At 64.0% G+C, this 14,699-nt stretch carries 15 protein-coding genes; 8 read left to right on the top strand and 7 right to left on the bottom strand.

Annotated features, from left to right (window positions below; genetic code table 11):
- Positions 1–47 precede the first annotated feature (47 nt).
- Positions 48–1,520 (bottom strand): aldehyde dehydrogenase family protein, encoded by a 1,473-nt coding sequence (locus tag AAC640_RS05435; RefSeq protein ID WP_340265087.1) that lies wholly within the window; start codon positions 1,518–1,520, stop codon positions 48–50.
- Between the two features lie 197 nt (positions 1,521–1,717).
- On the opposite strand from AAC640_RS05435, the gene AAC640_RS05440 reads away from it, so the two are divergent.
- The 6 genes from AAC640_RS05440 (at position 1,718) to AAC640_RS05465 (ending at position 8,368) form a co-directional block, all read left to right on the top strand.
- Entirely contained in the window at positions 1,718–2,575 is an 858-nt protein-coding gene (locus AAC640_RS05440) for a GNAT family N-acetyltransferase (protein WP_340265088.1), read from the top strand.
- A complete protein-coding gene (locus AAC640_RS05445; RefSeq protein ID WP_340265089.1) occupies positions 2,572–4,035 on the top strand; it encodes an NAD-dependent succinate-semialdehyde dehydrogenase in 1,464 nt (487 codons plus the stop codon). The genes AAC640_RS05440 and AAC640_RS05445 overlap by 4 nt, the downstream gene beginning before the upstream one ends.
- A gap of 88 nt (positions 4,036–4,123) precedes the next feature.
- Positions 4,124–5,194 carry a tartrate dehydrogenase gene (locus AAC640_RS05450; RefSeq protein ID WP_340265090.1) on the top strand — a complete coding sequence of 357 codons (1,071 nt, stop codon included), beginning with the start codon at positions 4,124–4,126 and terminating at the stop codon, positions 5,192–5,194.
- Positions 5,195–5,333: 139 nt separating this feature from the next.
- Complete coding sequence (locus tag AAC640_RS05455) at positions 5,334–6,719, top strand: aspartate aminotransferase family protein (protein ID WP_340265091.1); 1,386 nt, start codon at positions 5,334–5,336, stop codon at positions 6,717–6,719.
- Positions 6,720–6,734: 15 nt separating this feature from the next.
- On the top strand, positions 6,735–7,229 hold the full coding sequence (locus AAC640_RS05460; RefSeq protein WP_340265092.1) for an Lrp/AsnC family transcriptional regulator: 495 nt from the start codon (positions 6,735–6,737) through the stop codon (positions 7,227–7,229).
- The gene (locus tag AAC640_RS05465) at positions 7,226–8,368 is read left to right on the top strand and encodes a M20 aminoacylase family protein (protein ID WP_340265093.1); all 1,143 of its coding nucleotides are present in this window, start codon (positions 7,226–7,228) and stop codon (positions 8,366–8,368) included. Before AAC640_RS05460 ends, AAC640_RS05465 begins: the two co-directional genes overlap by 4 nt.
- Positions 8,369–8,377: 9 nt before the next feature.
- Here AAC640_RS05465 and AAC640_RS05470 read toward each other — a convergent pair whose 3' ends face one another.
- The 6 genes from AAC640_RS05470 to AAC640_RS05495 form a co-directional block, all read right to left on the bottom strand.
- Positions 8,378–9,097 (bottom strand): copper resistance protein B, encoded by a 720-nt coding sequence (locus AAC640_RS05470; RefSeq protein WP_340265352.1) that lies wholly within the window; start codon positions 9,095–9,097, stop codon positions 8,378–8,380.
- A gap of 137 nt (positions 9,098–9,234) precedes the next feature.
- A complete protein-coding gene (locus tag AAC640_RS05475) occupies positions 9,235–10,179 on the bottom strand; it encodes a copper resistance protein B (RefSeq protein ID WP_340265094.1) in 945 nt (314 codons plus the stop codon).
- Positions 10,176–11,927 carry a copper resistance system multicopper oxidase gene (locus AAC640_RS05480; RefSeq protein WP_340265353.1) on the bottom strand — a complete coding sequence of 584 codons (1,752 nt, stop codon included), beginning with the start codon at positions 11,925–11,927 and terminating at the stop codon, positions 10,176–10,178. The genes AAC640_RS05475 and AAC640_RS05480 overlap by 4 nt, the downstream gene beginning before the upstream one ends.
- A 69-nt stretch (positions 11,928–11,996) precedes the next feature.
- Positions 11,997–12,563 carry an RNA polymerase sigma factor gene (locus tag AAC640_RS05485; protein WP_340265354.1) on the bottom strand — a complete coding sequence of 189 codons (567 nt, stop codon included), beginning with the start codon at positions 12,561–12,563 and terminating at the stop codon, positions 11,997–11,999.
- An 11-nt stretch (positions 12,564–12,574) separates the two neighbouring features.
- Positions 12,575–13,030, bottom strand: a complete 456-nt coding sequence (locus AAC640_RS05490; RefSeq protein WP_340265095.1) for a periplasmic heavy metal sensor — start codon at positions 13,028–13,030, stop codon at positions 12,575–12,577.
- Positions 13,031–13,032: 2 nt separating this feature from the next.
- The gene (locus tag AAC640_RS05495; protein ID WP_340265096.1) at positions 13,033–13,299 is read right to left on the bottom strand and encodes a hypothetical protein; all 267 of its coding nucleotides are present in this window, start codon (positions 13,297–13,299) and stop codon (positions 13,033–13,035) included.
- A gap of 140 nt (positions 13,300–13,439) precedes the next feature.
- Between AAC640_RS05495 and copC the strand changes: the two genes are divergently transcribed.
- Both copC and copD read left to right on the top strand, forming a co-directional pair.
- Positions 13,440–13,817, top strand: a complete 378-nt coding sequence (gene copC, locus AAC640_RS05500; RefSeq protein ID WP_340265097.1) for a copper homeostasis periplasmic binding protein CopC — start codon at positions 13,440–13,442, stop codon at positions 13,815–13,817.
- Between the two features lie 3 nt (positions 13,818–13,820).
- Positions 13,821–14,687, top strand: coding sequence for a copper homeostasis membrane protein CopD (gene copD, locus AAC640_RS05505; protein ID WP_340265098.1), 867 nt, complete (start codon positions 13,821–13,823; stop codon positions 14,685–14,687).
- The last annotated feature ends 12 nt before the right edge of the window (positions 14,688–14,699 follow it).

The following is a 14,699-nucleotide window of genomic DNA, read 5'->3' on the forward strand; positions in this document are numbered from 1 at the left end:
CTATCGAGCGCCTGTCGAATTCGCTCGACGGCAACGGAGGAAGCGGATCAGAACTCAATCAGCGCCGTCTTGGTTTTCAGGTTCGCCATATAGGCCTCCTTCCCCAGATCCTTGCCGATACCCGATTGTTTGTAGCCACCGGTCGGCAGGATGAAGTCATTGCTGCGGCCATATCGATTGACCCAGACCGTCCCCGCCTCGAGCGAGCGGGTAGCCCTCAGCGCCCGCGCCACGTCGCCGGTATGAACGCCGGCGGCAAGGCCATAATCGCTGTCGTTGGCAAGGGCATAGGCCTCCACCTCGTCACTGAAGGTCTGGACCGTCAGCACCGGCCCGAAAATCTCGCCCTGCACCACTTCGCTCTGCTGATCGACATTGCCAAGAAGCGTCGGCGCGAAATAGCTGCCCTCCTGCGGGGCAGTGGCGCGCCCACCGCCCGCCAGCAACTCCGCCCCCTGCGCGACGGCGCGCTGAACGATGCCATCCATGCGATCGAGTTGGCCTTCGGAAATGATCGGCCCCAGCGTCGTGTCGGTGCGCCAGGTCGGCCCCGCCCGGTGCGCCGCGAAGGCGGCCAGCACCCGGTCGATCACCTGATCCGCCACCTTGTCCTGCACCAGCAGCCGCGACCCGGCGACGCAGACCTGCCCGGCGTTGAGCGTGATCGCCCGTGCGACGATCGCCGCCGCCTTGTCCAGCGCGGCATCGGCAAAGACGATCTGCGGGCTCTTGCCGCCCAGTTCCAGCGTCACCGGCTTGGGGCCCATCTCGGCGCAGGCGGCCATGATCGCCGCGCCGGTGCGGGTGGAGCCGGTGAACGTCACCTTCGCGACTTCCGGTCGCCGCACCAGCGGATCGCCCACCGACCGGCCATCGCCCTGGACGATGTTGAACACGCCGGCGGGCAAGCCTGCTTCGATGGCCAGCTCGGCGAGGCGCACGATACTGAACGGTGTCATTTCAGAGGGCTTGAGAACCACACTGTTTCCCGCCGCAATCGCTGGCGCAATCTTCCAGCCCGCCATGACCAGCGGCAGGTTCCAGGGACTAATGGCAGCCACCACGCCATAGGGTTCGGTGATGGTGAGGCCCAGCTTGTCGGGCGTGGTCGCCGCGACTTCGCCGCCCACCTTATCAGCCCATTCGGCGAAGAAGCGGATCGTCTCGGCGGTGTAGCTGAGGTCCCAGGCGGTGATCTCGTTGATTGTACGGGTCGATCCCAGCGCTTCCAGCGGGGCGAGGCCGTCGACATCCGCCTCGATTAGGTCCGCCCAGCGGCGCAGCACCTTCATCCGCCCGCGCGGATCGGTCTGCGCCCAGCCACTCGTCTTGTAGGCGGCGTGCGCATTTTCAACCGCTTCGGCCAGCTGTCCCGCGTCGACGCAGTCCAGTTCCGCTTGCACCCGGCCGTCCGAAGGACGCCGCACCATGATCCTGTTCCCGCATCCCTGTACCCGCCGGCCGCCAATGAAATTGCTGGCCTCTGCCAGGGGGATGAGATCAGGGTTGAAACCGTCCACGGCATAATCTCCTGCTGCACGCCTTCCCGCTAAAATAGGTCAGCGCCGCGGCATTTGTGGCAGTTGCGCAGGAAAGCCGGCGCGATATTCTTCCAAAAATAACGCGAAGGCGGCAGCCAATGCTTGTAGGCAGCCCCTAATGTCCGGGTCACTGATTCATGACCAGAGGCGGCCATTACCGCCAGGGAGCAAGACGCATGGCGACAGGCATAGAAGCAATGGTGGACCTGCGGCGCATGACCGCCGAGGATTTGCCCGCCGCCCACGAGCTTTCCCAAGAGCAGAAATGGCCGCATCGGATCGAGGATTGGGAAATGATGCTCGGCCTTGGATCCGGCTATGTAGCGGAAAGTAAAGGGGAAATCATCGGCACGGCGATGAGCTGGTCCTATGGCGATGATTTCGCGACTCTGGGCATGGTGATCGTCTCGCCCAAGGCGCAGGGCATGGGCATCGGCCGCCGCCTGATGGACGCGGTGCTGGCCGACCTGAGCGACCGGACGGTGATGCTGAACGCTACAGACGAAGGCGTACCGCTCTATCGCAGGATGGGGTTCGAACCGGGCGGACCGATCTACCAGCATCAGGGCGCTGCCTTCGCCGTGCCCATGGCGGAACTCATCCCCGACGAACGAGTGCGGCCGCTCGGCGCCAAGGACATGGACGTGCTGCGCGATCTGGCGCGGCGTGCGACCGGCATGGACCGCGACAGGCTGCTTGAGGCGTTGGTGCCCGGCGCGCAGGGCGTGGTGCTGACGCGCAGTAACGAGCCGGTCGGCTTCGCGCTCTTCCGCCGCTTCGGACGCGGCTATGTCGTGGGGCCGACGATCGCGCCGGACACAGGCGGCGCAAGGGCGCTGATCTCGCACTGGCTGGGTTCGAACAGTGGTATCTTCTGCCGCCTTGATGTCCCGGAGGAGAGCGGTCTTTCCGCCTGGCTTGACGAACTGGGCCTGCCCTGCGTCGGCCGGGTCCTTCGCATGACCCGCGGGCCGGCGCCCAAGACCGACCCCACCGTCAAGGCCTTCTCCCTCACGACACAGGCGCTCGGATGACACTCTCCCTCAACAATCCATCCCTGCTGATCCAGCAGGCCTTTATCGGCGGCGAATGGGTCGGCGCCACGTCCGGCGCGACCCTGCCGGTCGATAACCCCGCCACGGGCGCCATCATCGGGGTCGTGCCGGACTGCGGTGCCGAAGACACCGAGGCCGCCGTCGCGGCGGCTGAGGCGGCCTACCCGGCATGGCGGGCGAAAACCGCTGCGGAGCGCGCCGACTTGCTGCACCGCTGGCATGGCCTGGTGTTGGAGAATATCGCCGACCTCGCGCGCATCATGACCGCCGAGCAGGGCAAGCCGCTGGCCGAGGCGGAAGGAGAAATCCGCTACGCGGCCAGCTTCATCAAATGGTTCGCGGAGGAAGCGCCGCGCATCGATGGCGCCATCATCCCTGCTCCCGAAACCAACCGCCGCATCCTGGTGATGAAGGAACCGGTGGGCGTTTCGGCGGCCATCACCCCCTGGAACTTCCCGGCGGCGATGATCACCCGCAAATGCGCGCCGGCACTGGCCGCGGGCTGCCCCATCGTCATCAAGCCATCGGAACTGACGCCCTTTACCGCGCTCGCGCTCACGAAGCTGGCGCAGGATGCGGGCTTCCCTGCGGGGGTCTTCAACATCCTGACGGGCAATGCCAGCGCGATCGGCGGCGTCATGACCGGCAGCCCGATCGTGCGGAAACTGTCCTTCACCGGCTCGACCCGGGTGGGCGCGCTGCTGATGCGCCAGTCGGCCGACACCATAAAGCGGCTCAGCCTGGAACTGGGCGGCAATGCCCCGCTGATCGTGTTCGACGATGCCGACCTGGATGCCGCGGTTGCCGCGACCATGGCCAGCAAGTTCCGAAACGCCGGGCAAACATGCGTTTGCGCCAACCGAATCCTGGTGCAGGACGGGGTTTACGACGCCTTTGCCGAACGTCTCGCCAAGGCGGTTTCCGCACTCAGGGTCGCGCCCGGCGATCAGGCCGGCAGCACGATCGGCCCCCTCATCAATGACGCCGCCGCCGACAAGGTGAAGGCGCATGTAGAAGACGCTCTGTCTCACGGCGCCCGAATCTTCGCGGAGGCGCCCGAAGGCGCGACAGGCACGCGTTTCGCAAGGCCGGTGATACTGACCGGCGCGACGCGGGACATGCGCCTTGCCGACGAGGAAACCTTCGGCCCCGTCGCGCCGCTGTTCCGCTTCACCCATGAAGAAGAGGGCATCGCGCTCGCCAACGACACCAGCTACGGGCTGGCCAGCTATTTCTATACCGAAAATCTCCACCGCGCCTTCCGCGTCGCGGAACGGCTGGAAAGCGGCATGGTCGCACTCAATACGGGCGGCATCTCGATGGAAATGGCACCGTTCGGCGGCGTCAAGATGTCGGGTCTCGGCCGCGAAGGCGCGCATGCCGGGATCGAGGAATATCTGGAGACCAAGGCTTTCCACGTCGGCGGGCTCAAGCTCTAGCGGTCAGACGAACCGACCATCACGCGCCCATCCGACGGGCGCATCCGTTCACGAATACTGCCCCCAAGGGGCCAGTGGGAGGGCCGCCATGGCACGCAATTATTCCATCTCCGTCATACCCGGCGACGGCATCGGTCAGGAAGTCATGCCCGAAGGCGTCCGCGTGCTGGAACGCGCCGCGAGCCTCTACGGCTTTACCATCGATCAGAAGTGGCACGATTTCGCCTGCTGCGACTATTATGCCCGACACGGTCAGATGATGCCCGACAATTGGAAGGACCGGATCGGCAACCCCGACGCGATCTTCTTCGGCGCGGTCGGCTGGCCCGATACGGTGCCCGACCATGTCTCGCTATGGGGATCGCTGCTCCAGTTCCGGCGTGAATATGACCAATATGTCAACTTGCGGCCGGTGCGGCTGATGCCTGGCGTTCCCTGCCCGCTGGCGGGACGAGAGCCGGGCGATATCGATTTCTGGGTCGTGCGCGAAAATACCGAAGGCGAATATAGCTCGGTCGGGGGCAAGATGTTCGCCGGCACGCCCCGCGAAGTCGTGATACAGGAAACGGTGATGACGCGCCACGGCACCGACCGGGTGCTGCGCTATGCCTTCGAACTGGCCGCAACGCGGACACGCAAGCATGTCACCTCCGCCACCAAGTCCAACGGCATCGCCATCACCATGCCCTGGTGGGACGAACGGGTGGAGGAGATGGCGAAGAATTTTCCGACCGTCACCCACGACAAATATCATATCGACATCTTGACGGCTCAGTTCGTGCTGAACCCCGATCGCTTCGACGTCGTGGTGGCTTCCAACCTGTTCGGCGACATCCTGTCCGACCTTGGGCCGGCCTGCACCGGCACCATCGGCGTCGCGCCGTCGGGCAATATCAACCCGGACCGCACCGCGCCGTCCTTGTTCGAGCCGGTGCATGGTTCCGCGCCGGACATCGCCGGCCAGGGTATCGCCAATCCGGTCGGCCAGATCTGGTCGGCCGCGATGATGCTGGAGCATCTGGGCGAGACGAAGGCCGCCGCCGCCATCATGCGGGCGATTGAGGCCGTTCTCGCCGAACCGGCGCTGCGGACTGGCGACCTCAAGGGCAAGGCCAGTACGGAACAGTGCGGCAAGGCGATCGCCGACGCGCTTTCGTGACGGTCCGCCCGGTGCGGCAGAAAATGCCGTGCCCCTTACTCAAAACGCCGTGAGCCCTTCATCCTCCCTGTCAAATTGGCGCATCCGACCGCGACGGCGGGATAGTCTCGGTCGCGAAATCAACACCGCGAGTTTTCTGATGACGCTGACTTCCAACCGGTCCCTGATCGACATCGACCGCGACCATCTGATTCATCCTGTCACCTCCTTCCGCGGCCACGAGGCGCGCGGTGCGACGCTGCTGCAAAGCGGCAAGGGCATGTGGCTGACGGATGTGGACGGGAACCGGCTGCTCGATGCCTTCGCGGGCTTGTGGTGCGTCAATGTGGGTTATGGTCAGGACAGCATCGTCGAAGCCGCCGCGGCGCAGATGCGCGAGCTTCCGTACGCAACCGGCTATTTTCATTTCGGTTGCGAACCGACCGTGCGCCTTGCGCAGAAGCTGGTCGACCTTAGCCCCCAAGGGCTCGACCATGTCTACTTCGCCCTGGGCGGTTCGGACGCCGTAGATTCGGCAATTCGCTATATCGTGCATTATTTCAACGCCACCGGCCGTCCCTCCAAGAAGCAGTTCATCGCTCTGGACCGCGGCTATCACGGCTCCAGCACCACAGGCGCGGGCCTGACCGCGCTATCGAATTTCCACCGCCTGTTCGACCTGCCCCGTGCCTGGCAGCACCATATTCCCTCGCCCTACCCTTATCGCAGCGACCTGACCGATGACGCCGCGATCATCGCCCGGTCCGTCCAGCAGCTTAAGGACAAGGTGGCCGAACTGGGCGCCGACAATGTCGCGGCCTTCTTCTGCGAGCCGATCCAGGGATCAGGTGGCGTCATCGTACCGCCAAGGGGCTGGCTAAAGGCACTGCGCGACGCCTGCAGCGAACTGGACATTCTGTTCGTGGCCGACGAAGTCATCACCGGATTCGGCCGGACCGGCCCGCTGTTCGCCTGCGAGGCGGAAGGCGTTTCGCCCGACCTCATGACCCTGGCGAAGGGACTGACTGCCGGCTATGTCCCGATGGGCGCACTGCTCATGTCGGACAAGATCTATCAGGGCATCGCCGCCGGCGCGTCCCCGGAACTCGCCATCGGCCACGGCATGACCTATTCGGGGCATCCGGTGAGCGCGGCGGTCGGCCTGGAAGTGCTGCGGCTCTATACCGACGGCGGCATTCTCGCCAATGGGCAGAGCGTTAGCTCGCGCTTTGCCGCGGGCCTCGACGCCCTTGCCGACCATCCGCTGGTGGGCGACACGCGCGGGCGCGGCTTGCTCGGCGCGATCGAACTGGTCGCCGACAAGAAGGCCAAGGATCGCTTCGATCCCCACCTCAACATCCCCGACCGGTTGTTCGCCCAGGGCTACCGAAACGGCGTCATCTTCCGGTCCTTCCCCGATACCATCATCGGGCTCGCGCCGGCTCTCTGCGCGTCGGACGAGGAGATGGACGAGATCTTTACCCGCGTCCGGAAAACACTCGACGACCTGCTGGAAGAGTCGGATATTCGCGCCGCGGTCAAATAAGGGAGAGCCAAGCATATGTTCGGGGGGCCAAGACTGGACCGGATCGACCTCAAGATCCTGACGCAGCTTCAGCAATCCGGCCGCATCACCAATGTTGAGCTGGCCGACGCGGTGGGCCTGTCGCCCAGCCCCTGCCTTACCCGCGTCAAGCGACTGGAAAAAGCGGGCTACATCACCGGCTATGGCGCGCATATCAACCTGCACAAGCTGGGCGAGTTCCTGACCGTCTTTACCGAAGTCACCTTGACGGAGCATCGGGCGGGGGATTTCTCGCGCTTCGAAACGCGCATCCGCAAGCTTGACGAGATCGTCGAATGTCACCTTGTCAGCGGTGGCTATGACTATCTGCTGAAATTCGTGACGCGGGGCGTCGCCCATTATCAGTCGATCATCGAAGGAATGCTGGAAAGCGATTATGGTATCGAGAAATATTTCAGCTATGTCGTGATCAAGTCACCCTTCATCAAACACCATTATCCGATCCAGCACCTCTTTGGTGAGCAGAAATGATCGAAGACCTGCTTGAGCCCCTGATCGCGTTTCGCCGCGACATTCACGCGCATCCCGAACTGGGCTTTTGCGAGCATCGTACCGCCGGCCGTATCGCGGAGCAGCTGCACGCGCTGGGCCTGGAGGTGCACGAAGGGATCGGCAGGACCGGCGTGGTCGCAGTGCTTCGGAATGGGCCGTCGACCCGCAGCATCGGCCTGCGCGCCGATATGGACGCGCTGCCCATTCATGAGCAGACCAACCTGCCCTATACCAGCCGGACCGAAGGCACATTCCACGGCTGCGGCCATGACGGCCATGTCGCCATGCTGCTGGGCGCGGCGCAGCATCTGGCGCGTAGCCGCAATTTCGACGGCACGGTGCATTTTTTCTTCCAGCCCGCCGAAGAAGGCCAGGGCGGTGCGCGCGAAATGGTGCAGGAGGGCCTGTTTGATCGCTTCCCCTGCGATCGCGTCTTTGCCCTGCACAACTGGCCTGACCTGCCTGCGGGCACCATCGCCACCCGTCCGGGGCCGATCATGGGCGCGGCGGACAAGTTCGAGATAAGGATCGAAGGGCGCGGAGGCCATGCGGCCATCCCGCAGAACACGCCGGACGCCATCCTTGCAGCGGCCAGTCTGGTGCAGCAGCTTAACACTATCGTCTCCCGCCAGATCGCGCCCACGGCTTCGGCCGTGCTGTCGATCACGCAGATCCATGGCGGCCACACCCACAATGTCCTGCCGGCGGAAGTGAAGGTCGCCGGCACCGTCCGCACCTTCGCCCCTGCCGTGCAGGATGTGATCGAACAGGCGGTCCGCCGGATTGTCGACGGCGTCGCGCTCGCCGCCGGAGTGGAGGCAACCGTCGACTATCACCGTTATTATCCCGCGACGATCAACGACCCGCAGGCCGCGCAGGAGGCGCTTGCCGCCGCTGCGACCGTCGGCGAGGCGCAACTCGCGCCCGAGCCCGCCTTCACCTCGGAAGATTTCTCCTTCATGCTGCAGGCGTGCAAAGGCGCCTACATCTGGCTCGGACAGGCGAAGCCGGACGGATCGGTGCCGCTGCACAATCCGCACTACGACTTCAACGACGATGTTCTCGGCCTCGGCATCCGGCTGCATGTCGCGCTGGTCGAGCAGCATCTGGCTCCGTAGCGCTGCCCTTTACAGGCTGAACCCGAACCCGACCACCGCCATGGTGGACTGCAGCCTATCCCCCTGTGCGCGCCCGATCTCACGGCTGTCAGCCAGTAGCCGCTCATGCGCTACCCCCACATAGGCGTTAACCTTAGCGCTCAGCTTGAGCCGAAGCCTTAGTGAGGCTTCAGCGTCCGTAAATCCCGCACCCACGCCATCGGACTCAGTCCGCTGCGCCGACCATGCTATTCCGGCACGCGGTTCCAGATAGAGTTTCGCGGAAATGGGCAGCTGGTAGATCAGCTGGGCGTCCCCTGTAAGCTGGCCGTCATCCGACAGAAAGGCGAATGCTTCCCAACTAAGCCGGCTGCCAACGATACCCTGGATTCCCGCCACGGCATAACTATCATGCGGATGCGGCTGGAAGTCATGGCGCGCGCCAGCAAGCAGCACGACGTTATTCGCGATCGATCGTGAGTAGAGAAGGCGAGCCTGAACATCGTCTATCCGCGTGCCGACGGCGCCGCCGCCTTCCGCCATAAGCACCGCCTGATCAGTCGAATTGCCCCAGGCGAAGCTGCCGTCCCAGAGGAACAGCTCGTCACCCTTGCCAGAGCGCAATTCGATAAGGTCGAACCCGCCCGAAAGGGCAGCCTCGTGCTCATCCGTCGCCGCTTGGGCAATCGCCTTGTCACTGCCGGAAAGGGCAGCAAAGACGATCAAAAATCCAGCAAGGGCACAGCGCACGTCTATCAAGATCCAGTTTCCAGGGTGAGGCAAGACTAGGCAGGCGGGCGCGGCGCTTGCGCGCGAAATGGCCTCATGCCGCCGCCGATCATGACAAGATTTCGCAGAGCCGCGGCAGATCGTGCCGCTCGCACTTTTCAGAACCAGAAACGAATACCCATGACCAAACTGGCGGCCGACGCGCGCTCTCCTTCAGCATGGACGAAACGTGCGCTGCCGCCCAACTTGCGTTCCCAGTTCAGGCCAACATAGGGCGCGAATTCACGCGCCAATTCATAGCGCAGGCGCAAACCCAGCTCGATGTCAGAAAAGCCCGATCCGATGCCAAGCTCCGGCACGTCCTGCGCCGCGATATTCAGTTCGGCCGCTGGTTGCAGGATAAGCCGCTGGGTAATCCGCTGGTCATAGCTTCCCTCCAGCCGTACATGCACGTCGCCCTTGTTGGACAGAAACGCCTGGGCGCCGACCTCGAACCAATAAGGCGCCAACCCCTCGATACCGATAACCGCGTAGGTCCGCTGCGGATCGGGACGGATATCGTGCCGCACCCCCGCTTCCACGTTGAACCAGGGGTCGATCGCCCGGCTGTAGAGCGCCTGTACCTCGGCGCGCTCCAGTCCTCCGCTGACCTGACCTTCGCCCTCGGTCCTGAAGGCAAATCGGTTGATGTCGCCGCCGATCCAGCCCTCGCCCTCCCAATGATAGGCGTCCGCGCCCTTGCCTGATCGATATTCAAGCCGGTCGAGCATGACCCGCGAGAAGGTCATGCCGCCATTTTCCCTGAGCATCGCGGTACGCGCGCGCGCCATTTCCGCGGCATTGTACAAGGCTTCGGCTGCATGATCGGCCGGAACCGGCGGCGCGATGCCCTTGGGGACGGCGCCGTCGTCGGGAGTCACGCCGTGCCCGGCATGGGGATTGTCGGGAGACGTGTCGTCGACGGGCTGATGGGCCGAATGATCCTGATCCTGCGGCATGGCCATGGCGCCATCGTCCATCTGGCCGGGATCCATCTCCTGGGCCACGGCAGGAATGGCTGTTGACGCCAGAAGCAGCGCGGCGAGGGACAGGGCGCTCCTCATGCCGTATCTCCTTCAGGGCGCACGGTCACGATGCGCATCATCCCAGCATGCATGTGCATCAACATGTGACAATGGAACGCCCAATCCCCGAGCGCGTCCGCCGTCAGGTCGAAGCTGACCTTGCCGCCAGGTAGAACGTTGACCGTATGCTTGACCGGATCATGCTCGTTCGCACCGGTCACCAGCTGGAAGAAATGGCCATGGATGTGAATGGGATGCGGCATCATCGTGTCGTTGATGAGGTTCACCCGGACCCGCTCCATATTGCGAAAAGCGATGGGCTCGGCCCCGTCCGACAGCTTCACCCCATCGAAGGACCACATGTAGCGTTCCATGTTTGCGGTCAGATGGATGTCCAGCGTCCGGGTCGGCGCGCGTCTGTCCTTGAACGGCTCCAACGACTTGAGGTCGGCATAGGTCAGCACCCGATGTTCGACATTTTCCAACCCCGTCGGCCGCTCGCTGGTCCGGTCGGCGGGCGTGGGCGAGAGCGTCGCCACCCCTGGCCCCATCTTCACCTGCGGTGCGACGGACTTATCGCGCATCTTCATCGAATGGCCGGCCATGCTTTCATTGGCCGGCTGACTAAGGTCGATGACACCACCCTGCCCCATGTCCATGCCGGACATGTCCATGCCCATGTCCTTCATGCCCAGCAGGGGACGCCCGCGCAGCGCCGGCACCTCCGCCGCCATGCCGATGCGCGGCGCCAGCGTGGCCCGTACCAGCCCGGACCGATCAATAGCCTCGGCGATCAAGCCATAGGCCCTTGCTTCGGTCGGCTGCACCACGACGTCATAGGTTTCGGCGATGCCAATCTGAAATTCGTCCGTCTCCACCGGCTGCACATGCTGGCCATCGCACTGCACGACAGTCATCGGCAATCCAGGGAGCCGCACGTTGAAGTTCGTCATCGCCGACGCATTGATGATCCGCAGCCGCACCCGTTCGCCCGGGCTGAAAAGCCCGGTCCAATTTTCGATTGTGCCATGGCCGTTGACCAGGAAGCTGTAGGTCGACCCGGTCACGTCGGAGATGTCGGTGGGGTCCATCCGCATGGCGCCCCATTCCAGCCGCTCCTTTGTACTCTGGTCCTTGCCTGCGATCAGCCCGGCCAGCGTCTGCCGCTGCATGTTGAAATAGCCGCCGGACTGCTTCAGCCGTTTGAGCAGCACATGGGGATGGAGGGGACTCCAGTCCGACAGGATGATGACATGCTCACGATCGCTTTGCACCGGATCGTTCTCGACGGGATCTATGACGATCGGTCCATAATGGCCCATCGCCTCCTGCATGCCGGAATGGCTGTGGTACCAATAGGTCCCCGACTGGCGGATCGGGAACTCATAGGTAAAGCTTTCCCCCGGACGAATACCCGGAAAGCTCACTCCCGGCACGCCGTCCATCTGGAACGGCACGATCAGTCCGTGCCAATGAATTGATGTGTCTTCCTTGAGCGTGTTGGTAACGGAAAGGCGCACATTCTGGCCTTCCCTCAACCGGATGAGGGGCGCTGGCAGCGTGCCGTTGATCATGATCGCATGTGCCGATCGCCCGCCGGTTTCGAAATGTCCCTCCGCCACCGTCAGCGCAATCTGCTCGCCGCTCAGCACGCCCGTAGCCGGAGCAATCCCTGCCGTGCCGCTCTGCGCCCAGGCGGGAAAGGCCCGGCTCAGCGCCAGCGCGCCAGCGATCCCGGCGGTGCCGCGGATGAGGGCACGGCGATCAATGGATGACGATATGCGCATGGAATGGACGCTTTGCTGTTGGGTCGGATTGAAATCCTTCTCATGGCGGGCACGGGGAGGATTTCCCATCTATACGCGCGGCGTTCTTTCATCCCTCAGAAGCTCGTTCAATTTATGGCGCGCGCGATAGAGCCGGGTTTCAACCGCCTTTTCGCTGACGCCCAATATCTGTGCCGCCTCGGCCTGCGACAGCCCTTCGAGCGCACGCAGCGTCAGCACATCCTTGAGGTTCGCGGGCAGCGCCGCGATCGCCGCATTGATCCGCGCCAGTTCGCGGCGCGAGGCGGCTGCCTCCTCGGGCGTCTGTGCGGGGTCGGCGACTGTCCCGCCCTCCTCAATCGGCCGGGCGAAGGTGAAGAAGCGACGTACCGTCCGCCGCCGCGCCCAGTCATGGCATTTATTGATCGCAATCCGTGCGATCCACAGGCGGAAGGGACGGACTCGGTCATAGCGTTCGAGCGCCGCAAAGGCGGAAACGAACGTCTCCTGCGTGACGTCCAGCGCTTCGGTCGCGTCACCTGTCTGGCCGCGCGCGATGCGGAAGACCGGATCGCGATGCCTTCGCATCAATTCGCCAAAAGCATTCTGCTGGCCGGCCAGCGCCAGGCCAACCAGATCAGCATCGCTGCGATCCATGAGCGAAAGGCTCACTTCTGGCGTGCAGCCTGAGCAGGTTCGGTCAAAGACTTGACGACCGCCACGTCAAACTGCGCGGCCTGTTCGGGGCGCAGGACCGCCCGCATGGCAAAGATGTGCTTTAGCGTCTCCTTCTGCAGCAGGCCCATGACATGATGCGATCGATCAACCGCTTCGGACACCTTTGGGCCATAGCCATGTTCAGCGGCGATTGCCTGCGCCAGATGCACATTGTCAGCGCGCATTTCCGACTCCATCGCGGCGCGACGCCGGGCGAACGCGTCTTCAAGCGCGTGGATGCGCCGCTCCTGTTCAGCGTCGAGCTTCAGTTCCTTGTGGATCAGCCGGTGCACCTCGCTTTCGACTTGGGGACGCGGCGCCATCCATGTCCTCGCCACCAGCACCGCTCCCAGCGAGGCGGCAAAGGCGACCAGCGCCACCAGCAGATATCGCCAGAGCCCCTTCATCCTTACCGGCCCAGCAATTGCGAGGGCGCATAATTCGACATGCCGATCACCAGCGGCGGCGACGCAGCCTGCGCGGATGTGCCGGGCACGACGCTGCCGATCCAGCCGATGCCTATCGCCAGCACGCCCGCCAGCGCCAAGCTGCGCCGTGCTATCGCGCGCTCGCGTCGAATCGCGACTCCCGCCATCACCGCGCCCTCAATCTCTTCCAGCCGCGCATCGACCGGCACGGCGCGCACCTGCCCCAGCAACTGATCGAGATCGCTCATCGCATGCACTCCCATATTTTCATCGAGGATACGCATGACAGCGTCGTATCACTCATGCAAAAATTCAGGCGTCGCCGTCGAGGGGTAGGACGACGCGCCGCGTAATCTCCCCTGACCGTAACATGATCGGAGACAATCCCATGCGCCGCTTTCTGCTTTCCGCCGCCTTCGGCCTTGCCGCCCTGCCCTCCGTCGCGATGGCCCATCCCAAGCTGCTCGCGTCCACGCCCGCCGCGAACGGAACTGTTTCGAAGCCAACCAAGCTCAGCCTGAGTTTCTCCGAAAAGCTGATGGCGCCATTGAGCGGCGTCGAACTCACCATGACCGGCATGCCGGGCATGGCCGACCATGCCCCCATGCCGATCAAGGGATTCAAGACTTCTGTCGAAGGCGACGGCAAGACCCTGATCGTCACCCTCCCCCGTGCCCTGCCCGCAGGCAGCTATGACCTCAACTGGCACATCGTAGGCGCCGACCAGCACAAGATCGCGGGCAAGTTCAGCTTCTCGGTCAAGTAAGCCGTGCCGTTCGACGGGGTTCTCGTCGCGGTCCGCTTCGCGCTCTATGCCGATCTCGCCGCGCTCGCGGGCTTGCCGCTCTTCTGGTGGAGCATGGGGCGCGACATGGCTACCCGGACGGAACTTGCGGCGCTGGCGGTTGGCGGACTGATCCTTTCGGCGCTCTGGCTGCTCGCAAGTGCCGCCGGTATGGCGGGGACCCCGCTGCTGTCGCCCGACTGGAGCATCGTGACGATATTGCTGAAGGACACGCCAGTGGGAGCGGTGCTCGGCGTCCGCGCGGCTGCCCTCTGCCTGGTGCTGGCCCTCCTCACGGTCGGCCGAGACAGGGCTGCGCATCCCGCCATTTTGGCGCTGGCTGCCAGCTTCGCGGCGGCAACACTCGCCTGGTCGGGCCATGCCGCCGCAAGCGAAGGCGTGGCCGGCACCCTCCACCGCCTTGCCGACGCGCTCCATGTCTGGGCTGCGTCAGGCTGGTTCGGCGCGTTGCTCGCACTTCTCGTTGCCACCTTCAGGAGGCCACGGCAAGCGATCGAGACAGGCCGAATGCTGAAGCGTTTCTCGGTCTTTGGCACGATTTTCGTTGGAACGCTCATCCTGACAGGCACGCTCAATAGCATGATGATCGTCGGCCTTGCGAACCTTCCGGTACTGCTGCACAGTCTCTATGGCTGGCTGCTGCTTGCCAAGCTGGCGATCTTTGCTGTCATGCTGCTGCTTGCCGCGGCGAACCGCTGGCACCTGACGCCAAAATTGCTGGCGGGCGGACCGCTCGCCCATCTACGCCTGTCCCTGCTTGTCGAAACGATGCTGGCCTCAGTCATATTGGCTCTGGTGGCGGCGATTGGAACCCTCGATCCGCTCGGCTGAAGTCAGCCTTTA

The organism is Sphingobium mellinum, from assembly GCF_037860795.1.
GTDB lineage: Bacteria > Pseudomonadota > Alphaproteobacteria > Sphingomonadales > Sphingomonadaceae > Sphingobium > Sphingobium mellinum.